The organism is Nosocomiicoccus massiliensis (assembly GCF_002871345.2).
GTDB lineage: Bacteria > Bacillota > Bacilli > Staphylococcales > Salinicoccaceae > Nosocomiicoccus > Nosocomiicoccus ampullae_A.
The window spans coordinates 1,478,730-1,502,360 of sequence record NZ_CP136964.1; the positions used below are offsets into that span (position 1 = coordinate 1,478,730).

Annotated in this window: 23 protein-coding genes and 1 tRNA gene; 23 read left to right on the plus strand and 1 reads right to left on the minus strand. The window is 37.4% G+C overall.

The window, feature by feature from the left end; genetic code table 11:
* Nucleotides 1-7 precede the first annotated feature (7 nt).
* The 18 genes from prfB to whiA all read left to right on the plus strand — a co-directional run bounded on the left by prfB (nucleotide 8) and on the right by whiA (nucleotide 19,668).
* Nucleotides 8-1,115, plus strand: a protein-coding gene (gene prfB, locus CJ229_RS07770) for a peptide chain release factor 2 (RefSeq protein WP_102167878.1) whose coding sequence is annotated in 2 segments (ribosomal slippage) — nucleotides 8-79 and nucleotides 81-1,115 — 1,107 coding nt in all. Because the reading frame shifts where the segments join, the coding sequence is not laid out codon by codon here.
* A gap of 92 nt (nucleotides 1,116-1,207) precedes the next feature.
* On the plus strand, nucleotides 1,208-1,525 hold the full coding sequence (locus CJ229_RS07775) for a c-type cytochrome (RefSeq protein WP_070709368.1): 318 nt from the start codon (nucleotides 1,208-1,210) through the stop codon (nucleotides 1,523-1,525).
* A 52-nt stretch (nucleotides 1,526-1,577) separates the two neighbouring features.
* Nucleotides 1,578-1,901, plus strand: a complete 324-nt coding sequence (locus CJ229_RS07780; protein ID WP_070709370.1) for a c-type cytochrome — start codon at nucleotides 1,578-1,580, stop codon at nucleotides 1,899-1,901.
* A gap of 217 nt (nucleotides 1,902-2,118) precedes the next feature.
* Nucleotides 2,119-3,513 carry a LysM peptidoglycan-binding domain-containing protein gene (locus CJ229_RS07785; protein ID WP_102167877.1) on the plus strand — a complete coding sequence of 465 codons (1,395 nt, stop codon included), beginning with the start codon at nucleotides 2,119-2,121 and terminating at the stop codon, nucleotides 3,511-3,513.
* A gap of 120 nt (nucleotides 3,514-3,633) precedes the next feature.
* A complete protein-coding gene (locus CJ229_RS07790) occupies nucleotides 3,634-4,989 on the plus strand; it encodes an IS1182 family transposase (RefSeq protein WP_102167897.1) in 1,356 nt (451 codons plus the stop codon).
* Between the two features lie 167 nt (nucleotides 4,990-5,156).
* Nucleotides 5,157-5,729: a TlpA family protein disulfide reductase gene (locus CJ229_RS07795; protein WP_168165488.1), complete on the plus strand. Its 573-nt coding sequence runs from the start codon at nucleotides 5,157-5,159 to the stop codon at nucleotides 5,727-5,729.
* Nucleotide 5,730: 1 nt separating this feature from the next.
* Complete coding sequence (locus tag CJ229_RS07800; protein WP_068129865.1) at nucleotides 5,731-5,970, plus strand: DUF2198 family protein; 240 nt, start codon at nucleotides 5,731-5,733, stop codon at nucleotides 5,968-5,970.
* Between the two features lie 90 nt (nucleotides 5,971-6,060).
* Entirely contained in the window at nucleotides 6,061-8,031 is a 1,971-nt protein-coding gene (gene uvrB, locus CJ229_RS07805) for an excinuclease ABC subunit UvrB (protein ID WP_102167815.1), read from the plus strand.
* 19 nt (nucleotides 8,032-8,050) lie between these two features.
* Nucleotides 8,051-10,888, plus strand: a complete 2,838-nt coding sequence (uvrA, locus tag CJ229_RS07810) for an excinuclease ABC subunit UvrA (protein WP_102167817.1) — start codon at nucleotides 8,051-8,053, stop codon at nucleotides 10,886-10,888.
* Complete coding sequence (locus CJ229_RS07815) at nucleotides 10,888-12,027, plus strand: DUF4097 family beta strand repeat-containing protein (RefSeq protein WP_102167814.1); 1,140 nt, start codon at nucleotides 10,888-10,890, stop codon at nucleotides 12,025-12,027. Before uvrA ends, CJ229_RS07815 begins: the two co-directional genes overlap by 1 nt.
* A gap of 79 nt (nucleotides 12,028-12,106) precedes the next feature.
* Nucleotides 12,107-13,039, plus strand: coding sequence for an HPr(Ser) kinase/phosphatase (gene hprK / locus CJ229_RS07820; protein WP_070622516.1), 933 nt, complete (start codon nucleotides 12,107-12,109; stop codon nucleotides 13,037-13,039).
* Nucleotides 13,039-13,911 carry a prolipoprotein diacylglyceryl transferase gene (gene lgt, locus CJ229_RS07825; protein ID WP_145998156.1) on the plus strand — a complete coding sequence of 291 codons (873 nt, stop codon included), beginning with the start codon at nucleotides 13,039-13,041 and terminating at the stop codon, nucleotides 13,909-13,911. The genes hprK and lgt overlap by 1 nt, the downstream gene beginning before the upstream one ends.
* Before the next feature lie 2 nt (nucleotides 13,912-13,913).
* Nucleotides 13,914-14,408 (plus strand): acyltransferase, encoded by a 495-nt coding sequence (locus tag CJ229_RS07830; protein ID WP_102167812.1) that lies wholly within the window; start codon nucleotides 13,914-13,916, stop codon nucleotides 14,406-14,408.
* Entirely contained in the window at nucleotides 14,398-15,810 is a 1,413-nt protein-coding gene (locus CJ229_RS07835; protein ID WP_040929452.1) for a tetratricopeptide repeat protein, read from the plus strand. The genes CJ229_RS07830 and CJ229_RS07835 overlap by 11 nt, the downstream gene beginning before the upstream one ends.
* Before the next feature lie 60 nt (nucleotides 15,811-15,870).
* Nucleotides 15,871-16,803: a thioredoxin-disulfide reductase gene (gene trxB / locus CJ229_RS07840; RefSeq protein ID WP_068129881.1), complete on the plus strand. Its 933-nt coding sequence runs from the start codon at nucleotides 15,871-15,873 to the stop codon at nucleotides 16,801-16,803.
* 57 nt (nucleotides 16,804-16,860) lie between these two features.
* Complete coding sequence (gene rapZ, locus CJ229_RS07845) at nucleotides 16,861-17,736, plus strand: RNase adapter RapZ (protein ID WP_257993709.1); 876 nt, start codon at nucleotides 16,861-16,863, stop codon at nucleotides 17,734-17,736.
* The gene (locus CJ229_RS07850; RefSeq protein WP_102167810.1) at nucleotides 17,726-18,706 is read left to right on the plus strand and encodes a gluconeogenesis factor YvcK family protein; all 981 of its coding nucleotides are present in this window, start codon (nucleotides 17,726-17,728) and stop codon (nucleotides 18,704-18,706) included. Before rapZ ends, CJ229_RS07850 begins: the two co-directional genes overlap by 11 nt.
* Nucleotides 18,707-18,723: 17 nt before the next feature.
* Entirely contained in the window at nucleotides 18,724-19,668 is a 945-nt protein-coding gene (gene whiA / locus CJ229_RS07855) for a DNA-binding protein WhiA (RefSeq protein WP_102167809.1), read from the plus strand.
* Nucleotides 19,669-19,970: 302 nt separating this feature from the next.
* Here whiA and clpP read toward each other — a convergent pair whose 3' ends face one another.
* Nucleotides 19,971-20,561, minus strand: a complete 591-nt coding sequence (gene clpP / locus CJ229_RS07860) for an ATP-dependent Clp endopeptidase proteolytic subunit ClpP (RefSeq protein ID WP_068129892.1) — start codon at nucleotides 20,559-20,561, stop codon at nucleotides 19,971-19,973.
* Between the two features lie 97 nt (nucleotides 20,562-20,658).
* On the opposite strand from clpP, the gene CJ229_RS07865 reads away from it, so the two are divergent.
* The 5 genes from CJ229_RS07865 (at nucleotide 20,659) to CJ229_RS07885 (ending at nucleotide 23,621) form a co-directional block, all read left to right on the plus strand.
* Nucleotides 20,659-20,730, plus strand: a tRNA-Arg gene (locus tag CJ229_RS07865).
* Nucleotides 20,731-20,864: 134 nt separating this feature from the next.
* Nucleotides 20,865-22,022 (plus strand): poly-gamma-glutamate synthase PgsB, encoded by a 1,158-nt coding sequence (gene pgsB / locus CJ229_RS07870; protein ID WP_102167808.1) that lies wholly within the window; start codon nucleotides 20,865-20,867, stop codon nucleotides 22,020-22,022.
* Nucleotides 22,019-22,483, plus strand: coding sequence for a poly-gamma-glutamate biosynthesis protein PgsC (gene pgsC / locus CJ229_RS07875; protein WP_102167807.1), 465 nt, complete (start codon nucleotides 22,019-22,021; stop codon nucleotides 22,481-22,483). Before pgsB ends, pgsC begins: the two co-directional genes overlap by 4 nt.
* Nucleotides 22,484-22,498: 15 nt before the next feature.
* Nucleotides 22,499-23,494 carry a CapA family protein gene (locus tag CJ229_RS07880; RefSeq protein WP_102167806.1) on the plus strand — a complete coding sequence of 332 codons (996 nt, stop codon included), beginning with the start codon at nucleotides 22,499-22,501 and terminating at the stop codon, nucleotides 23,492-23,494.
* Complete coding sequence (locus CJ229_RS07885; RefSeq protein WP_180953421.1) at nucleotides 23,484-23,621, plus strand: hypothetical protein; 138 nt, start codon at nucleotides 23,484-23,486, stop codon at nucleotides 23,619-23,621. The genes CJ229_RS07880 and CJ229_RS07885 overlap by 11 nt, the downstream gene beginning before the upstream one ends.
* The last annotated feature ends 10 nt before the right edge of the window (nucleotides 23,622-23,631 follow it).

Consider the following 23,631-nt stretch of genomic DNA (forward strand, 5'->3'; position numbering starts at 1 on the left):
GAAAATTATGGAAGTAAGTGAAATTAAAAGCTTTATAGAAGAGATGCGTACGAAACTAGAAAAATTTAGGGGGTCTCTTTGACTTAGAAGAAAAAGAGACACAAATTCGTGAGTACGAAGAACTAATGGTCGAACCTAACTTTTGGGACGACACAGATAAAGCAAACGAAATTATTGAAAAAAATAACCAGTTAAAACGCGTCGTCGATGGATTTAATACGCTAGAAGACGAAGTGAATGACATCGAGGTGTCTTTAGAATTATTGAAGGAAGAAAACGATCCGGATTTACAGGAAATGATGGAAGAGACGATTCAAAACGTCAAAAAAGAATCCGATGAATTCGAGTTAAACATTCTTTTAAGTGAAGAGCACGATGAACAAGATGCGATTTTAGAACTTCATCCTGGAGCGGGTGGTACTGAAGCACAAGACTGGGCAGAGATGCTTCTGAGAATGTATCAGCGTTTTATTGAAAACCAAGGATTTAAAACAGAAGTGTTAAACTATCTCGCTGGAGATGAAGCGGGTGTGAAAAGTGTGACGCTCAGTGTTAAAGGTCCGTTTGCTTATGGATTATTAAAAGGTGAAAAAGGCGTCCATCGACTCGTTCGTATTTCACCATTTGACTCATCAGGACGAAGACATACGTCATTTGTGTCGTGTGAAGTAACACCACAGTTTAAAGACTCTGAAATTAATATCGAAATTAATCAAGAAGATATTTCAATTGATACGTACCGAGCAAGTGGTGCTGGGGGGCAGCACGTGAACACGACAGATTCAGCGGTACGTATTACACACCGTCCAACAGGAGTCGTAGTTACGTGTCAAAATGAACGTTCACAAATTAAAAACCGTGAAACGGCACTGAAGATGTTAAAGTCAAAACTTTATCAGCTAGAACTAGAACGTCAACAAGAAGAAATCGCGGCTTTAAAAGGTGAGCAAAAAGAAATTGGATGGGGATCGCAAATTCGTTCATACGTATTTCACCCATATTCGATGATAAAAGATCACCGTACGAATTACGAAGTCGGTAATGTCGACAAAGTAATGAACGGAGTTTTAATGCCGTTTATCGACAGTTATTTAAGATGGCACTTAAATGTTTAAAACATTATTTATGACAAAATGTTTATATATGATAAAATATAGGTATGTAAAAGTATGAATAAGCTTTTAAAAATTTATTAGAGGTGACCATTATGAAAAAGTTCTTATCAACGTTTTTATTAGGTTCAACGTTAGTATTAGCAGCGTGCGGCGGGGGCGGCGACTCTGCAGACAATGGTGACGACTCAAGCACTGACGAAGCACATCCAGGAGAACAAGTTGCAAAACAAAACTGTTCATCTTGTCACGGAGCTGACTTCACAGGAGCTTCAGGTCCAGCACTAGCGGGCACTTCATTAAGTGAAGATGAATTTACAGATATCGTGAAAAACGGTAAAGGCGGAATGCCAGCGTTTGGTAGTTTATCAGACGAAGAAGTTAGCGACTTATACGACTACTTCACGAAATAAAACTCGTAACGCTTTGTCACTCGACAAAGCCTTTTAATTAATGGAGACAAATATGAAGCGATTTTTATTAAGTTTAATGGCAGTTGTTATTTTGTCAGCGTGCACGTCTAACAAAGAAACGACTGAAGAAAGCCGTGTGGCGTCAGAAATGCACCGCGGAGAAGTTGTTTATAAGCAGACGTGCGTTGGATGTCACGGCGTCGATTTAAGAGGACGCGGCAGTAGTGCAAAAGATCTATCTCAAATCGGCAGCGAAAAATCACCAGAATATATCCGTTCGATTATCGAAAATGGTACGAGAAGTATGCCGAGCGACTTAGTAACGGATGAAGAAGACTTAGATGCACTCGTAGAATGGCTAATGGAACAGAAGTAAATGTTACGTAAATACTAGGCGCTGTAACAAACAGCGCCTTTTTATTATGGTGTTATATCTATTCTGTTACATTTATGTTACAACGCGAAAAACAGCAAAAATATGTGCTATAGTTTGATTTACATTCACTAATTTTATATTTATCAACTTTGAATTTTACTTTTATTATTTATATACGTTTATTTAATACATAGTATTCAGGAGGACATTAGAACTTATGAAGAAGACAGTATTTTCAGTAGCAACATTAACAGCATTAACAGGGACATCACTTACAGCAAACGCAGAAGAAGTTATCGTTAAAGAAGGAGATACACTTTGGGGTATCGCTAACGAAGTTGGCACGACAGTTGAGAAGTTAAAAGAGTTAAACAACTTAAACAGTGATTTAATTCACCCAGAAGATGTTTTAACATATGAAGTTGAAGCAGTAGAAGAAAACAACGGTAATACATACACAGTAAAAGCAGGCGACACTTTATGGCAAATTGCTTTAGACCACGGTATGGATTTAGATGAGTTATTCGCAGTAAACAACCTTTCATCAGACTTAATTCACCCAGGACTTGTATTAACAGTTGGATCACAAGTTGAAGCGGTTGAAGAAGTCGCACAAGTTGAAGAAGTTGTTGAAGTTGAAGCAGTAGAAGAAGTTGTAGAGCCTGTAGTAGAAGAAAATGAAGTAAACGAAGTTGCTTCAGGTGTTTACCACATCCAAGCTGGAGACACTTTATACTCAATCTCACGTGCAACAGGACTTTCTGTTGACGAGCTAAAAGCATTAAACGGTTTAACAAGCGATCATATCGTTGCAGGTGACGTACTTGTATTAGAAGGTAACCCAGTTGTTACTGAAACAGTAGAAGAAGTACAAACTGAAGAAGTAGTAGAACAAGTTGAAGAAGTGCAAGAAGTACAAACTGAAGAAGTAGCAGAAGTTGAAAACAACGTTCAAGCAGAAGCTGAAAAAGCAGTACAAGAAGCTGCAGCAGCTCAAGCAGAAGCTGACAGAATTGCAGCTGAAGAAGCAGCAGCGGCTCAAGCAGAAGCTGAAAGAGTAGCAGCTGAACAAGTAGCAGCAGCTCAAAAAGCTGAAGAACAACGTATTGCAGCAGAGCGTGCAGAAGCACAACGTGTTGCTAAAGAAAAAGCAGCAGCTGAAAAGAGAGCTCAAGAAGAAGCAGCTAAAAAAGTACAACAAGCACAACAAACACAACAAGCACCAGCAGCTTCAGCACCATCTGTAAATAGTTCACAGTTTGCTGGTTTATCTAACTACTATGACTGGGGATGGTGCACATGGCACGTATTTGAAAAACGTGCGGCACTCGGTAAACCTGTCAGCAACATGTGGGGCAACGCAAATAACTGGGTAAACGGAGCAAGTGCGAATGGATTTGCTGTTAACAACACACCATCAGTTGGAGCAGTTGCACAAAGTTATGCAGGTACAAACGGAGCAGGTGCATTAGGTCACGTTGCAGTTGTCGAATCAATCAACGGCGACGGATCAATCACAATCTCAGAAATGGGTTGGAACGGTACTGTAGGTGTTGTAAGCTACCGTACAATTCCAGCATCACAAGTATCAACATTTAACTACATTCACTAAAATATAAAAATCAAGCACCCGAACGGGTGCTTTCAGGCTGTAGACAAAGTCTCTTATGAGATGACGTCTACAGCCTTTTTTTATAAAATATAATTAATATGATTATTTTGGAGGGAAATCATGTTAGGAAAATCATTAAATTCACGTGATCAAATAGAATTTGTAGCGATTAGCGACCTCGTACCAAAAGATCATCTACTAAGAAAAGTGGATGCCGTATTAGATTTAAATTTTGTGTATGATTCTGTAAAGGATAGATACTGTTTAGATAATGGTCGACCTGGGATTGATCCAGTAATTCTTGTAAAAATTGTGTTGATTCAACATTTATTTGGTATAAAATCCATGCGACAAACAATTAGAGAAATTGATACAAACGTTGCTTATCGTTGGTATCTTGGTTTTGGATTTCATGATAAGGTGCCACATTTTTCAACCTTTGGAAAGAATTATGCACGTCGCTTTAGTGACGGTCAATTATTTGACGAGATTTTTGAGCATATTTTAGAAATCGCGATGTCTCATGGACTGATTGACACTTCTGCATTATACATAGACTCAACGCATATCAAAGCAAACGCTAATCGTAATAAGTATACGAAAGAAACGATTAAAAAAACAGCGACTTTCTATGCTGAGGAATTACGTGAAGAAGTCAATGACATCCGGTTATCAGAAGGAAAAAAGCTTTACCCTCCAAAAGAATCCAATGAAGAAAAAACGAGTCGTGTTAGTAAAACAGATCCGGATGCAGGATATTATGTAAAAAGTGAGCGTGAAAAACAATTTGCTTACAGTATGCATGCCTGTGTAGATAGTCACGGATTTGTACTTGATCAACATGTGACCCCTGGAAACATTCATGATAGTACCCAACTCCATGTCTCCATCGATCGTTTACTCGAAAAGGGCTATTCCATTCAAAGTGTTGCGGTAGATGCGGGGTATAAAACACCAGCGAACGCGAGATATTTACTTAATAAAAACATTACACCGTATATGCCATATACTCGACCACGAGGTTCAAAGGATTTACTCAAAAAGAGTGAATATGTTTATGATGAATATTATGATGTTTACTTATGTCCTGGCGGTTCAGAACTCACTTACAGACGCACAGATAAGGACGGTTATCGCCTGTATATGTCAGATCCTATGAAATGTAAAGAGTGTCCGTTACTTTCACAGTGTACAAAAAGTCAGGGGAAACAAAAAGTGATTACCCGACATGTATGGCAATCCTACATTGATACAGTCGAAGAAATTCGACATACGGAAAAAGGTAAAACTGAATATAAGAAGAGATCCCAAACCGTCGAACGTCGTTTTGGAGATGCGAAAGAGCAGCATGGACTCAGATGGACACGTCATAGAGGTATTAAAAAAGTGTTCCGAGACACCACGCTTATTTGTGCATGCATGAACTTGAAAAAGTTGGCAAACTGGCTCATCAAAGAGCCTCAACTGACAGTGTAAACCACTGTTTTTTCTTTGAAATATCAAACTTATTTTAAAATATATGTAGAAAAAAAGACGAACCTCTTTTTTAGAATTTAAAAAAAGGTTCGTCTACAATCTGCAAGCACCCGAACGGGTGCTTTTTTTATTATAATAAGAGTAGTAGGATGACGGAGGTTAGTTCTGTGAGTAAACAGTTGAAAGTATTAGTTGGCATTGTTCTTTTTGCGCTGATTAGTTTTAGCATATACCAGGTTATTACGTTTTCGAGTGAATTGTTGAAGGATGAAGCAGCAAATGATATAAAACAAAAGCCACCTACTAATAATCATGCGGAAGGTCAGTTGATTACGGAATACTCGTTTAATGGTGTGACGACAGATGAATCGTTTGATAATATTATTAAAAACAATGAAGTAACTGTTGTGAATTTGTTTGCGTCTTGGTGTAATCCATGCCGCAATGAAACGCCAGATTTAAATGAATTTTATTTGAAAGATTTACCAGATGACGTAGAACTTGTCGGGTTAAATGTACAAGATAGTAGTAAAGCACGAGATGCGTTTATTGAAGAGTTTGATGTTCAATATCCGATATACAATATGGACAATGATAAAGACTTTATGGTAGGTCTTCGTTTAACGATCATACCGACAACGTTGTTTATTAACAGTGATGGTGAGATTGTGAAGACATATGTCGGAGAGATTTCTAAAAAAACGTTAGACAGTTACATTCAATATGTAAAGGATGAATAATATGGAAGACGTTTTTTGGTATATGATGGCAATTACTGTACCAGCATTTACAGTGATTTTATTTACGACGATTACGAGAAATCGTTACGTCGCAATATTTTTAACGTTTATCGTATTTGCAATTTCGATGTACCGTGGATACTATAACTCGGATTGGATTATATATTTAGATGCGCTAAGCATTGTGATTGGCTATATATTCGTTGAAGTATACAATTTAGATAGTAAAGATGATATTTAAGAAATGACAAACATCCGTTCGGTCATTTCTTTTTTTAATTTCGAAGAAGTGGTGTAAGATAGATATAAGTTAAAAATTTGGAGGTACATTATGGCAGAATTTGAACTCGTTTCAAACTTTGAACCTGCCGGTGATCAACCGCAAGCGATTAAAGAAATAGTAGAACAAATACGTTCCGGACAAAAACACCAAACATTACTCGGTGCAACTGGAACAGGTAAAACATTTACGATGAGTCAAGTTATTAAAGAAATCGGTAAGCCGACGTTAATTATCGCCCATAACAAAACGTTAGCTGGACAGTTATATAGTGAATTTAAAGAGTTTTTCCCAAATAATAGAGTCGAATATTTCGTCAGTTATTATGATTTTTATCAACCTGAAGCGTACGTACCATCTACGGATACGTTTATAGAAAAAGATGCGTCTATTAACGATGAAATCGACCAACTGAGACACTCGGCGACGAGTGCATTATTTGAAGGCGATGACGTAATAATCATCGCTTCTGTGTCGTGTATTTACGGTTTAGGTAACCCAGAAGAATACCAAAACTTACGTTTAAATATACGTGTTGGAATGGAAATTGAACGAAACGAATTATTACGTCGTCTCGTCGACATACAGTATCAACGAAACGATATCGATTTTGGACGTGGTACGTTTAGAGTGCGCGGAGATATCGTTGAAATCTTCCCTGCAGCTCGAGATGATCAGTGTATTCGCGTTGAGTTTTTCGGTGATGAAATCGATAGAATACGTGAAATTGATTTTATTAGTGGTGAAGTGTTAAGTGAACGCGAGCACTTCGTTCTATTCCCAGCATCTCACTTCGTCACGCGCGATGAAAAGATGACTGTTGCGATCGACCGTATTGAAAAAGAATTAGAAGAACGACTAAATGAATTACGCGATGAAGACAAATTACTCGAAGCACAGCGACTTGAGCAGCGTACGAATTACGACTTAGAAATGATGAGAGAGATGGGCTTTACGTCAGGAATCGAGAACTATTCGGTTCACTTAACGTTACGTCCACTTGGAAGTACACCGTATACACTGCTCGATTATTTCAAAGACTTCGTTATTATGATCGATGAGTCGCACGTGACACTCCCTCAAATTAGAGGAATGTATAACGGAGACCAAGCGCGTAAACAAGTGCTCGTCGATCACGGGTTTAGATTACCGTCAGCGTTAGATAACCGCCCGTTAAAATTTGAAGAATTTCAAGATAAAGCACAACAACTATTGTACGTGTCTGCAACTCCTGGACCGTATGAATTAGAACATACAGATAAGATGGTCGAGCAAATTATCCGACCGACAGGACTACTTGACCCAACAATTGACGTACGTCCGACTGAACATCAAATTGACGATCTGCTTCATGAAATACAAACGCGTGTTGAAAAGAACGAACGAGTGTTAATTACGACGTTAACGAAGAAGATGTCAGAAGACTTAACGGCGTATTTAAAAGAAGCTGGCGTTAAAGTTCAATATTTACACAGCGAAGTAAAAACGTTAGAACGTATCGAAATCATTCGTGAATTACGATTAGGAACTTATGACGTTCTCGTCGGTATTAACTTACTGCGTGAAGGAATTGATATACCTGAAGTGTCACTTGTTGCGATATTAGATGCAGACAAAGAAGGATTTTTACGTTCCGAACGTTCATTAATACAAACAATCGGGCGTGCTGCGCGTAACAGTGAAGGTCACGTCATTATGTATGCAGATAAAATTACGGATTCTATGAGAGTTGCACTTGATGAGACAGAGCGGCGACGTAAAATTCAAATCGAATATAACGAAAAGCACGGGATTACACCGACGACGATTCAAAAAGAAATTCGTGACGTTATCAGTGCAGAAGTTGAAATTAAAGATGATAAAACATATGAAAAAACGGGTACAGTAAAACTCACAAAGAAAGAGCGCGAAGATTTAAAAGCAAAACTCGAACGCGATATGAAAGAAGCGGCAAAAAACTTAGACTTCGAAACAGCAACAGAACTTCGAGATGCGTTATTTGAGTTAGAAGCAGAAGGGTGATAAATACGTGAGTGAAAAGATAAATAATAAATTCATTAAAATTAATGGTGCAAGACAGCACAACTTAAAAAATATAAATATAGATATACCGAGAGATCAGCTCGTCGTAATGACGGGCTTATCGGGTTCTGGTAAGTCTTCGCTCGCATTCGATACGATTTACGCAGAAGGACAACGCCGTTACGTTGAGAGCTTAAGTGCGTATGCGAGACAGTTTTTAGGACAGATGGAAAAGCCAGACGTCGATACGATTGAAGGGTTATCACCAGCAATTTCAATCGACCAAAAAACGACGAGTAACAACCCGCGTTCAACGGTATCGACAATTACAGAAATATACGATTATTTACGATTATTATATGCACGTGCGGGGACGCCGTATTGTCCGTATCACGATATTGAAATTAAAAGCCAAACGATTGAAGAAATGGTCGATACGATTATGGAACTAGAGACACGTACACGTCTTCAAATATTATCTCCAGTTGTACGTGGCAGAAAAGGACAACATAAAAAGATATTTGAAAGTCTTCGAAAAGAAGGATACGCAAGAGTCGTCGTTGACGGTGAAATGTATGATATAGAGGACGTACCAGAATTAAATAAAAATAAAAAACACGATATCGATATCGTAATCGATAGAATCGGAGTTAAACCAGGCATTGAAGCGAGACTTTCTGATTCACTTCAAATCGCATTAGAAAAAGGAGAAGGTAACGCGGTCGCTAACGTTATAGATGGAGAAGATATCCACTTCTCAGAAAACTTTTCGTGCCCTGAATGTGGATTTACAATTAGTGAATTAGAGCCGAGACTCTTTTCATTTAACAGTCCGTTCGGTGCGTGTCCAACGTGTGATGGATTAGGTAAAAAATGGTCGGTTGACGCGTCACTCGTTATTCCAGATGACACGTTATCGTTAAATGACGGTGCGATTTTACCGTGGAGACCGATAAGTTCAGATTATTATCCGAATCTTTTAAAACAAGTCGCTGAACATTTTAATATCGATATGGACCAACCGTTCAAAGATTTATCTAAAGAAGAACAAGACATTATTTTAAAAGGGTCTACCGATTATTTAGACGTTACGTTCACACAGCGTAACGGTGCACAGCGTACTCGTACGATTCAATTTGAAGGTGTTTTAAATAATATCGAGAGAAGATATCAAGACAGCCCGTCAGAGTATACGCGTGAACAAATGGCGCAGTATATGCGTGAAACAGACTGTTCGACGTGTCATGGATATCGTTTAAATATTGAGGCGCGCTCAGTTAAAATTAACAAACGCCATATCGGTGAAGCAGTCGATCAATCGGTGAATGATGCGCTTCAATTCTTTAATGATTTACATTTAAGTGAAAAGAATCAAGCAATCGCAACACCGATATTAAAAGAAATCAATGACAGACTCACGTTTTTAAGAAATGTTGGGCTCGGATATTTAACGCTCAATCGTCGAAGCGGTACGTTATCTGGTGGGGAAGCACAGCGTATTCGACTCGCGACACAGATCGGTTCGATGTTAAGTGGCGTGCTTTATATACTAGACGAGCCTTCGATTGGACTACATCAGCGAGATAACGATAAGCTAATCGCAACGCTAAAAGAGATGCGCGATTTAGGGAATACGTTAATCGTCGTCGAACACGATGAAGATACGATGATTGCGAGTGATTATTTAATCGATATCGGACCAGGAGCAGGAGAAAACGGTGGAGAAATCGTCGCAGCTGGAACACCGAAAGAAGTCATGAATAACGACGCTTCAATTACAGGTCAATATTTAAGTGGTAAAAAAGAAATCCCATTACCAGAAAATTATCGAAAACAAACGACTAAAAAGTTTAGAGTAAAAGGTGCGAAAGAAAACAACTTAAAAAATATCGATGTAGACTTCCCGCATGGTCTCTTAAACGTTGTAACAGGTGTCTCAGGATCTGGTAAGAGTACGTTAGTGAACGAAATTTTATATAAAGGACTCCATAAAGAGTTATATAAATCTAAACTCGTACCTGGAAAGTTTAAAAAAATAGAAGGCGCGGAGTATTTAGATAAGATTATCGACATCGACCAATCTCCAATCGGTCGTACACCGAGAAGTAACCCGGCGACGTATACAGGTGTCTTTGATGACATTCGTGACGTCTTCGCTGAAACGAACGAAGCGAAAGTTCGAGGGTACAAAAAAGGGAGATTTAGTTTTAACGTAAAAGGTGGACGTTGTGAAGCGTGTAAAGGTGACGGAATTTTAAAAATTGAAATGCACTTTTTACCAGACGTCTTTGTGCCGTGTGAAGTATGTCACGGTAAACGTTATAACAGAGAGACGTTAGAAGTGAAATATAAAGATAAAAACATCTCAGATGTCCTTGAAATGACGGTAGAAGAAGCAGCGAAATTCTTTGAAAACATTCCGAAAATCAGTCGTAAGCTAGAGACGTTATTAGATGTTGGACTCGGCTATGTAAAACTCGGCCAACCGGCAACGACGTTATCCGGTGGGGAAGCACAACGCGTGAAACTTGCGAGTGAACTTCAAAAACGTTCAAATGGTAAGACGCTCTATATACTCGATGAGCCAACGACGGGACTCCACTCAGAAGATATTCGAAAACTGATTAAAGTCATTCAGCGACTCGTAGATAACGGTGACACCGTCGTCATTATCGAACATAATTTAGACGTTATAAAAGTTGCAGATCACATCATCGATCTTGGCCCTGAAGGGGGCGACGGTGGAGGAGAAGTCGTTGCGCATGGTACAATAGAAGATATCATGGAGACGAAAGAAAGCCATACAGGATATCACTTAAAAAAATGGCTTAATCGTAACCATCAGGAGGTTAAATAATGGATAGTAAAGCGCGAATTTTAAAGATGCTTGAAGATGGTTTAATCACGACAAAAGAAGCAATCGACCTTATGAATGCATTAAACGAAGACGATCAAGATAAGAAACACACGAGCGATAAAAAAGAAGAAGAGAACAGTATTTATAAGTTTTTTGAAAATATGACAGACGAAGTTGGAAAGATTTTAGATCCCGATACGATTCAAAAAAACGCGAAAGAAACGTTTGACGATGTCCGTCGTAAAGCAAAAGCAACGAAGAGCACGTCAGATATTTTAAAAACGTTAGAAGACGTATTCGACAAAGCTAAAACAGGAGACATCGATGCGATTTTCCAGCAAGGGTCTAAAAATAAACTCATCGAAACGATCGAAGAAGATTTTTCATCTGTTACGTTAGACGTAACGAATGGTAACGTCGAAGTGAAAAAGACAGATGGCGTAACAGCGGTACGTTTTGAAGTGACACCGTTCTATAGAAAACTCGATAAAAAACGCAATTACTTTGAAGATATTTTCTGCGAAGTAAAAAACGGCAACTTAGAAATTATGTCACCACTTCGTAGTGCGAAAGTAAACGTCGTATTAGAAATTAACGAACGTGCACTCGACCACTTACACATTTCAAGTTCAAACGGCAGCGTCGACGTTGAAGATTTACTGTTAAAAGATTTATCTATCGATATTTTAAATGGAGATATCGAAGTCGAAGATATTTCAGCAAAACATGCATTCGTTAGAACGTCACGCGGGTCGTTAGATGTTAAAGAAAGTGCGTTTACGAATTTAGAACTCGTATCGATGCTCGGTACGATTTCAACGAAAGAACTAGATGTTGAAGAAATCGACATTAAAGCGAACGGCTCAGTGTCACTTTCATTAAATGAAGATACACGTGATGCTAAAATTCAAACGAACATGGGAAGCATCAACGTAGAAATTCCGTCAGGTCGTAAAGTCGAAGGACGTTTAAACACAGTGCTTGGACATATTAACTATCCGCCTGGGTTAAACATCCGAGATATGAAGCCATCCGATTTAGGATTAAAAGAAATTATGATCATTAACGACACAGATGAATCAGGTCTCGTTATAGAAGCGAGCACTAAAGTAGGTTCAGTCACACTCCATACAGTATAAAACGTATTTAAAGGACAAGTAGCTATCAGACTTGTCCTTTTTTGCTATAATAGGAAGTATCAAATTTGAGAGGTATATTATGTTAACGGTAAGTAACGTCATCGAACGATTCAAATTAGAAATTATCACTGGTAAAACAGGTATACATAAACCAATCACAAGTATCGACGTCTCACGACCAGGTCTTGAGATTGCGGGTTATTTTTCACATTATTCAAAAGAACGCGTTCAGTTATTCGGACTGACTGAAACGACGTATTTTAATACGAAATTAACGGATGAAGAACGCGCAACTCGTGCACAACTACTATGTACAAATGAGACGCCGTGTTTTATATTTACAGACGATTTAATACCACCAAAAGAAATTATAGAAGCGTGTGAGAATGCAAATATTCCACTTTTAAAAACGTCGAATACGATTACGAATTTAATGTTTTACTTAACCGATTATTTAGAGATTTCTCTCGCACCTGAGACGAACGTTCACGGCGTACTATTAGATGTCTACGGAATCGGCGTATTAATTACTGGTGAAAGTGGTATCGGTAAAAGTGAAATTGCGTTAGAGCTCGTTAAAAATGGACATCGTCTCGTCGCAGACGATAACGTCGAAATCAAAGAAATCGGTAAAAACGTTCTCATCGGTAAATCTCCAGAGCTCATCGAAAATTTACTTGAAATTAGAGGGCTCGGCATTATAAACGTGATGACATTATTCGGTGCAAGTGTTGTGCTAAGTGAAAAGCGTATTATGTTAAACGTTCATTTAGAGTTTTGGCAAGAAGATAAAGAATACGACCGCCTCGGATTAGATAAACGAACAAAAAATATATTAAATTCTGAAATACCGAGTAAGTTAATCCCTGTACGACCAGGGCGAAACGTATCGAATATTATTGAAGTGGCAGCGATGGACTTTAGACTTCAAAATATGGGAGTCAGTGCCGCGAGAGAATTTAACGAGCGCTTAATTGCGCATATTAGGAGTAAAGATAACGGAGGGAAATAATGATATATGCGATTGACCGCGTCGCAGTAAGTATCGGTGGATTCGATATTTACTGGTACGGGATTTTAATATTTACAGGAATGATCTGTGCATACTTTTTAGCAAATCATGAAATGGTTAAAAAAGGATTTAGCGACGAAACACTCACGGAGATGATGGTATATATCATCGTCTTCTCACTCGTTGGTGCGAGACTTTACTTCGTGTTATTCAACTTAGATTATTATTTACTCCACCCACTCGATATTATAAAAGTATGGGAAGGTGGAATGGCGATCCACGGTGGGCTCATCGGTGGGGTCCTTGCAGGATATTACTACACGCGTAAAAACAATTATAGTTTTTTCCAGTTTGGGGATATGTTAATGCCGAGTGTACTACTCGGCCAAGCAATCGGACGTTGGGGGAACTTTATTAACCAAGAAGCACACGGTGGCCCTGTGTCTCGAGCGTTTTTAGAGACGTTACGTTTACCAGAGTTTATCATTAACCAAATGTATATCGACGGTGTGTATTATCATCCGACCTTTTTATATGAATCGATTTGGAACGTCGTCGGTATTTTTATACTGATGCGTTTACGTCCGAAATTAAAAATTGGTCAGACGTTTTTACTCTATTTAATTTACTATTCTATCGGGCGCTTCTTTATCGAACGAATGCGTACAGATAGTTTAATGATTCTAGACCTTCTCCGTACAGCACAAGTGATGAGTCTCTCGCTTATCGCCCTTGCGATTATTGTATGGATATATAGAAATAAAAAGTACGACTTACCGGTATATGGTAACGTACACGGAAACTTTAACACGTTTAACAAAAAACAGCGTGCGACAGTTAAACAAAACACGAAAAAGAAAAAGAGGAAATAATTATGCGTAAGCTCGAACGTTTTCCTTCAAAAAAAGAAAATCCGCTTTGGCGGATGTACCGTACGATTTCGTTTTTTAGAGTTGTTAAAAACTTCATCATTGTTGAAGCGGGAAGGTATTTCCCATCGACGAGAATGAAACATACACTGTATAAAACGGGACTCAATATGAAACTCGGTGACAAAGTAAGTTTTGCATATAAAGCGATGCCGGACTTATTTTATCCTGAAAATATTACAGTTGGAGAGAACTCGATTATCGGCTATAACGCAACGTTACTTACGCACGAATATTTAGTCGATGAGTACCGTATCGGTTCAATTACGATCGGTAAAAATACGATGATCGGCGCGAACGTTACGGTGTTACCTGGTGTGACGATTGGTGACAACGTATTAGTCGGTGCTGGAAGTGTCGTCTCTAAAGATATTCCAGATAATAGTATCGCGTACGGTAATCCGTTAGTTATAAAGGAGAGAAGCGATATTGAAAAGTAAAATTATCTCGCTTCGTAACGACGGGAGGGTATACTACCGTCAAGCGATGAAGAAAAAGCATCACGGATCATATCGTGATGCTTTAAATCTTATGGAGCGAGCGTTAAATGAAAGTAAAGAACGCGAATATGTGAGTGAATATGCGTATATTCTCACGCTACTCGGTGAATACGATAGAGCAGAACAGTTTATAATGACAGAGTTTGCAGCGTCAAATTTTGATACGACATATTACTATGAATTATCTGAGATGAATGTGTTAATCGAAGATGCAAATAAAGGACTGTTATTTGGTATATTGTATGCGGAACTTCATAAAGATGATGATTATTACGACGATTTAATGGAAATGTTTACCGTTGAAGACTATAGTTACGATGAACTCCTAAAGGAAGCGAAAGAATTCGTTGGTCAATATATATTCCAGTCGTACTTTATGAGTGGTCAAATTGAAACATCACTCGATTATTTAGATGATATCGACTTTGACTTATCAAATAAACGTGAATTTAGAAATTTACGTGGGATGGCGTTACTCTTTTTAAATCGATTCGAAGAAGCAGAAGCGATTTTAACAGAGCTATTAAAAGAAGACCAAACAGATATGCATGCGTTAAGTCATTTAACGTTGCTTTATTTTTATACGAATCGTCACGACTTATATGTAAAGTTTTTACGTCATTTAGAAGTCGTCGAACCACTCGACGAAGACGACCGTTTAAAAGTCGGCCTCGTTTTAAACTTTTTAAAAAAGCATAAAGAAGCGTATCAATTACTTTATCCATTATATAAAAAGAAGTATATGGTCAATTTCCAGTTATTACACGCACTCAGTCAAGCCGCGTATAAAATTGGCGAAGTCGAAGAAGCAGAAATGTTTTGGAAAGAGATGCAGCTCTATCACCCACTCGATGAAATTCACAGTCCATGGCAAAAAGAACAAGCGGCTGAAACGTTAAATAAAATTATCGACGAGTATTTACAAAGTGATGATCCACATAAGCGCATACTCGGCTTGTTCCGTACGAGTATTATTCGACCTGAAGATGTCATATTAGGGTCACCCGTATGGGATTTAATTGAACAGTTTGGAAACTTTGAAAAGATGTACACGGCGTATATATTTAACAATTTTAAGTTTAAAAAGTTTGATATATTACATGAAGGACTTGAAGTGTTATCGATTGATTATCTCGATAGAGATGACATTTTACTTGGCTGGATTGACGCGATTACACATATCGACATTAGCGAGTTAAAAGAATCTGGGAAAACATATGCGTTAGCTTTTTTATATGTGTATTATAACGACGGTTTTACAGTAGAAACATTGTCAGAAAAGTATCAGGTTTATCCGCATAAATTAAAAAAAGCAATTGAAGATATTAAGCAGAATGAGTGACACACCCGGCTCATTTTAGATATAATATGAAAAGTATGTTACGAGTAAAGGAGAGTCATTATGTCAGAAGTAAAAGAGTATGATGTCGCGATTTTAGGGGCAGGTCCTGCGGGGATGACTGCTGCAGTATACGCTTCACGTGCAGAGTTAAAAACAGTAATGATCGAACGAGGTATGCCTGGTGGGCAAGTAGCAAGTACTGAAGACGTTGAAAACTTCCCAGGATTTTCTTTAATAACAGGCCCTGAATTATCATCAAAAATGTTTGAGCACTCAACGAAGTTTGGTGCAGAATATAAATATGGTGATGTTAAATCAGTTACATTAGACGGTAATTATAAATTGATCGACCTCGGTAGTGAGACGATCAAAGCAAAAGCAGTGATTATCGCAACAGGTACAGAACATAAAAAAATCGGTGTACCTGGTGAAGAAGCGTTAGCAGGTAAAGGTGTCAGTTACTGTGCGGTATGTGACGGTGCGTTCTTTAAAGAGCGTCATTTAGTCGTTATCGGTGGTGGAGACTCAGCAGTAGAAGAAGGTATTTTCTTAACGAAATACGCAAGTAAAGTAACAGTCGTTCACCGTCGTGATACGTTACGTGCACAAAAAATTATTCAAGACCGTGCATTTAACAACGACAAAATGGAGTTCATTTGGGACACTGAAATTCAGTCTATTAATGGAGACGGCGTCGTACAATCAGTGACGCTACTCGACAAAAATACAGGCGAAACGTACGACTATGAAGCAGACGGGGTATTTATTTACATCGGACTGCTCCCGTTAACTGAACCGTTTAAAGACCTCGGTATTTTAGACGAAGAAACAGGATATGTCACTTCGAACGAAGAAATGGAAACGAGTATTCCAGGAATCTTCGCAGCAGGAGACGTACGTGAAAAAACGTTACGTCAAATTGTCACTGCAACTGGAGACGGCAGTATCGCGGCACAAAATGCAAGCGAATATATCGAAACATTTACAGAATAGAATTTAAAAGATGGGACGCTCGTTCCATCTTTTTAAACGTAGATGGGAGGAATTCGAGTGAAAAACTTAATTATATTAACTGGGATGAGTGGTGCAGGTAAATCTATCGCATTAGAATCTCTTGAAGACATGGGTTATTTTGCGATTGATAATTTACCCGTACCGTTATTACCGAAAATTGTAGAAATGATGCAGTCGACAAACGAAGATATGCATGACGTTGCGCTAAGTATCGACTTAAGAGATCGTATGTTTTTTAGTCAGTTCATTCCAGCGATCAACGATCTTATTTCAGTAAAAGGGATTCGCACACAAATCGTCTTTTTAGATGCGACAGATAATAAATTAATTAGTAGATACAAAGAGACGAGAAGAAGTCATCCGTTAAATGATAATGTATCATTATCTGAAGCGATAAAAAATGAGCGTAGTTTACTAGAAGACGTGAAAAAAGCGTCGACAATTATTATCGATACGACAGAAACATCTGCAAAAGAATTAAAAGAAAAGATTTACGACTACTTAAAATATGACCGCGATGAAAAGTTTACTATTAACGTGATGAGCTTTGGGTTTAAACATGAAATCCCTCAAGATGCGGACATTATGTATGACGTTAGATTTTTACCGAATCCGTATTATATCGAGTCACTTCGTCCGAAAACGGGACTCGACCAAGACGTCTATGATTACGTTATGAAGTTTAAAGATACAGAAATATTTTACGAGAAGTTAATCGATATCATTAATTTTTCACTCCCGTTATACGTAAAAGAAGGAAAATCTCAATTAAATATCGCAATTGGTTGTACGGGTGGGCAGCACCGTTCAGTTGCGATCGCAGAACGTATTTCAAATGATTTAAAGACAAAGCATATGTATAAAATTAATACAATCCACAAAGAAACACATAGGCACCGCCATGAATCATAAGACAATTAACGTCGTTTTAATCGGCGGTGGAACTGGGTTAAGTGTACTCGCACGTGGGTTAAAAAAATATCCAGTCGATATATCTGCAGTCGTTACAGTTGCAGATGATGGTGGATCGACAGGAAAAATACGTTCTGAAATTGATATGCCAGCACCAGGAGATATTCGAAACGTTCTCGCTGCACTAAGTGAATCTGAAGCATTAATAAAAGATTTATTTACATATCGCTTTAACCGTGAAAAGATCAGCGGACATAGTCTCGGAAATTTAATGCTCGCTGCGATGTATGATATGCAAGGTGATTTTTCAGTCGCGGTTGAAAAGTTATCTGAGATATTAAACGTAAAAGGTAAAGTGATTCCAAGTACAAACCGCTCCCCAAAACTCGTCGCGATAATGACAGACGGGACAAAATACGAGGGAGAAAGTTATATTCCGAAAGTTAAAAAGAAAATCGATCATATATATTTAAGCCCATCGGGAATCGAAGGTTCGAGTACCGCAATCGAAGCGATTCAAAACGCGGACTTTATTATATATGGTCCGGGAAGTTTATATACGAGTATTATCCCAAACGTTTTACCGACGAGTATCAATAAGGCACTCCAAGAATCAACTGCAGATCAGATTTATATAAGTAATATCGTAGAGCAACCAGGAGAAACAAAATCGATGACAGCAGCGGACTGTGTCGATGCGATTCATAAACATATTGGAAAAGACGTCATTAAACATGTTATCGCCAGTGACGAAGATACTAAGCAACTCGTCTCACAGCGCTACAAAGAAGAAGGCGTAAGTGCAGTGATCTTGAATAAAGTCGAACTACAACAACGAGGAATTAACGTATATTTATATGATAATATCGTCCAAAAAACAGAGGATGGTATATTAAGACATGACTCAATACAATTAGCTAAAAATATATATGAACTCATACTCGAATTATTTGAAGCTATTGAATATTGAAAGTGAGGTGAGTCAATATGTCGTTTGCCTCAGAAATGAAAGGTGAACTATGCCGAATAGAAGTGGATGAAAAATGTAGTAAAGAAGAATTGTCCGCAATTATAAAAATGAACGGATCGATCGCAGTATCAGAAGGAAAATGGATCATCAACATCCAAACAGAAAATGCAGCGATCGCAAGACGTATATTTAGACTCATTAAAGAATTATATAAAATCGAACCAGAATTAGCCGTTCGAAGAAAAATGCAGTTAAAGAAAAATAACGTCTATATATGTAGAGTAAAAGAAAACACGAGAGAAATATTAGATGACCTAAACGTCATGCGTGACGGGGAGATTATACATGACGTCGAACTGACGTCACTCACAGATGATGAATGCGTAAGAAGTTATTTAAGAGGCGCATTTTTAGCAGCAGGATCAGCCAATAACCCAGAAACATCATCTTATCATTTAGAAATCGCGTCACTCTATGAAGAACATGCGTATTCTTTAATGAAACTAATGAACGAATACGAACTCAACGCAAAAGTCATCGATAGAAAACGTGGGTATATTACGTACTTAAAAGAAGCAGAGAAAATCTCAGACTTCTTAGGACTCGTCGGTGGGCATCAAGCAATGCTAAAATTTGAAGACGTTAGAATACTAAGAGACATGAGAAACTCCGTCAACCGACTCGTCAACTGTGAAACAGCAAACTTAAACAAAACAATTAGCGCAGCGATGCGCCAAGTAGAAAACATCAAATACATCGACCAAGAAATCGGATTAGAAAAACTACCAGACCGATTACGAGAAATTGCGTACTTAAGAAGAGACAACCATGATATGAGTTTAAAAGAACTCGGAGAAAGCATCTCAACAGGACCGATATCAAAATCCGGCGTCAACCATCGACTACGTAAAATCGATGAGATCGCAGATAAATTGAGAAGCGGGCAAGATGTGAAGTTGTAGGGGATAATGCGATGATTTCTACGTGTTATTTACAAAAATGAGACTAGAATCTAAAAATATGTTAGATAAATGATTATATTTAACAAAAATGATCCTATATAACTAAAATATGTTAGATAAAACAATATATTTAACAAAAATGATCCTAAACTACCGAAATATGTTAGATAAATCATTATATCTAACAAAATCAAAAGAAAAGTGTTAAATAAACACGACGAGTAAAGTCATCTAATAATAATTACAAACAAAATAAATAAAAGAAGGGATTCAACGAAAGTTGAATCCCTTTTACCTTATACTTATTTAACTTTTTCTGGTTGTAACACATCATCGATTAAACCATACTCTTTAGCTTCTTCAGCTGTTAAGTAGTTGTCACGATCTGTGTCTTTTTCAATTCGCTCAAGTGGTTGACCTGTACGTTCAGCTAAAATTTTATTAAGCTTTTCACGTGTATTTAAAATATGACGTGCAGCAATTTCAATTTCAGTCGCTTGACCTTGAGCACCACCTAATGGTTGGTGAATCATCACTTCAGCATTTGGTAACGCAAAACGTTTACCTTTAGTACCAGCAGCAAGTAAGAAAGAACCCATAGACGCTGCCATACCCATACAAATCGTTTGTACGTCTGGTTTAATATGTTGAATCGTATCGTAAATTGCCATACCAGCAGTCACACTACCACCTGGTGAGTTAATATATAAATAAATATCCTTCTCAGCATCTTGTGCTTGTAAGAAAAGTAACTGACTTACAACAGAGTTCGCGACATTATCATCAATCGCACTACCGATCATAATAATTCTATCCTTTAATAAACGAGAGTAAATATCATACGCACGTTCACCGCGGTTAGTTGATTCAATTACTGTAGGTATTAAGTTCATAAAAAATCCTCCTGTATATACATATCGTAATTTTATTAAAACATATTAGTCAAACAAGGTCAAAAGATATACTTGTCTATGTTATAATACAATTATTGCCCTCGTGGTGTAATGGATAACACATGAGATTCCGGTTCTCATACTGGGGGTTCGATTCCCTTCGGGGGCGTTTTTTTAATTGAATATTACTGTGTGGATCACTTTTAGCTGTTTTATGTAATGTTCTTCGAACTTTACATAAGATTTACGTTATCTTTACCTTTGATTGCTAGAATTAGGGGATAACAGCTAGAGGTGATTTTTTTGTATTTAATTATTGGGTTAACTATTATTTTTTTAGTACTCGGTATGTTAGATAAATATATACATAATAGACGTTTAAAAAAAGTACCTCTTAGAATTAATATTAACGGTGTGAGAGGGAAGTCTACGATAACGCGTTTGACATATAGTATTTTAAGAGAAGCAGGATATAAGGTCGTTGGTAAAACGACAGGTACAGATGCACGGTTATTATATTGGTATCAAAATGAGGAGGTTCCGATTATACGTAAACCTCAAGGTGCGAATATTGGTGAACAAAGAGAGATTATTAGTAAAACCGTGAAATCTGGTGCAAAAGCGATTGTGAATGAGTGTATGGCAGTGAATCCGGATTATCAGAAAGTATTTCAGCAAGACTTGTTAAAAGCCAATGTCGGTGCGATTGTGAACGTTATGGAGGACCATATGGATGTATTAGGACCGACGTTAGATGAGGTCGCAGAGTCATTTGTTGCAACGATTCCAAACAACGGTCATTTAGTCGTGCTGAAGGGTCATTATGAGGAATTGTTTACAAAAGAAGCAGAAAAAAGAAATACTGAAATCATTATTGCTGATCCGTCAGAAGTTTCTGAGGATTATTTAAAGGAGTTTCCGTATTTAATATTCGCTGAGAACGTAGCGATTGCACTCGGTATTTCTAGAGTAATCGGAATTGATGACGATATTGCTTTTAGAGGAATGTTAAAGGCACCACCAGACTCTGGAGCAGTTGATATTGTGTCATATGTGTCAAATGGTACGAATAATATATTTGTAAATGCATTTGCAGCGAATGAGCCGACATCTTCTAAAGCAATATTAAAGAAAATTGAAGCATCCGGATATGAGTATGAGTCGAAAGTGTTATTACTGAATTGCAGATCGGACAGAGTGGACCGGACGAGACAATTCGTTGAAGACTTTTTACCGAATGTACAGTTTGATGCACTCATTTGTACAGGGAAATCCACACAGATGGTGACCGATTTTATGAAACATAGAAATGAGACATATATTAATTTAGAAGGTAAAAACAATGAAGACGTATTAAACGAGATATTAAACATATCAAAAAACGTCCTACTATTTTGTGTCGGTAATATTCACGGACCAGGTAAAACAATTATTCAGTATATGGAGGATTTAAAAGAATGATTGGTACAGAACTCTATTTTTCACTGTTTACAGGGGTACTATTAAGTTTACTGTTTGCTGAAAGGTTTGGTATAAGCCCGGCAGGGCTAGTCGTTCCAGGATACCTCGCACTAATATTTGACCAACCAGTCATGTTATTTTCGATTCTAATTATTAGTTGTTTGACATATATCATTGTCGACAAAGTACTCAGTAAGATCATTATTTTGTATGGTAGAAGAAAATTCTCAGCGATGATTTTAACAGCAATGGTCTTAAAATTTATATTTGATGCGTCGTTTCCATATGCGCCGATACCCTATGACATGATTGAAATTACAGGGATAGGTATGGTCATCCCTGGTATTATCGCAAATACAATCCAAAGACAAGGTGTAGTCATTACGTTATCATCATCGCTATTCGTTACATTTTTAACGTATGCTCTATTAAATATGTATAACTACGTTGTATTACTATAGTTAGGTGATTTTATAATGAAAAAACTAACACTTCAAGAAAAAATATTAAAATATATCAAACATAATAAACGTTCTAATTTAATGATTGTACTAGTAATGCTAGTCATTAGCGTTATAAGTATATATATTGTGAATAGAACATATACACCGATCGAAGTAGAGAGTTTTGAAACAGAGAACAGTCCGACTATTTTCTACACGGGTAATTTAAATTTACAAGAATATAACGACATATTTGAGTCTGAGCACTTTTTAACAAGTTTACAGGGTCCCTTATTAGAAAATGAATTATCATTTACAAATGTCGTGTTAGACAAACGAGTAAAGAATAAGAATGAACAAATTAACGAGATACAAGACAACTACTTTACAGATTTAACATTTTTTAATAAAAATGTGCCGTACGTTGACCTCGTCGATGTCGAAAGAAATATAGGACTATCATTAGAAAATCCGAGTCTTGAAGACGTCGTTGAACATAATTTGGGAGAAAAGAAAATATCATTTTTATCGTTTGTAGATAAAAACTCAAAATTCATATCGAGTGAAATACCACAAATTAACCATGAATTAGAACCGAGTTTCTTTTTACCGAAAATTCAGCAGCTAGATAATGATAGTGATTTAATTATAGTGAGTGTTACTTGGGGGATACCGAACGAACGTGAAGTGACTACAAGACAAAGAGAACTCGCACACGCGTTATCTGACGCAGGCGTCGATATTATTATCGGTAATAATAGCGTCGTTCAAGAAATTGAGAAATATAACGATACAGTTATCTTTTATAGTTTAGGAAACTTAGTGTCAAACGATTATATTTCAAACTATAAAAAGAGTATCGTCGTTCAGCACGATATAGAAAGCAATCAATTTAAAATCACACCTGTACAATATAAACACGGCACATTAACTAAAAACAATTTAAATTTCTTTGAGCAAAAAACGTTGTTCCAACAAATGCCGACACACACTTCATATAAGGATGGGGAGTTTTATTTTGAACAGTAAAAAGGTACTCATTTGGATTTTACTTATCGTCGCTGTCTGTTCAATGTATATTGCGATGTTTGTTAAGCAAAATGATGAACAGATAAGTGAATCTGAACGAAAAATTATCGAATACTATACTAAATAAGTGGCGGTTA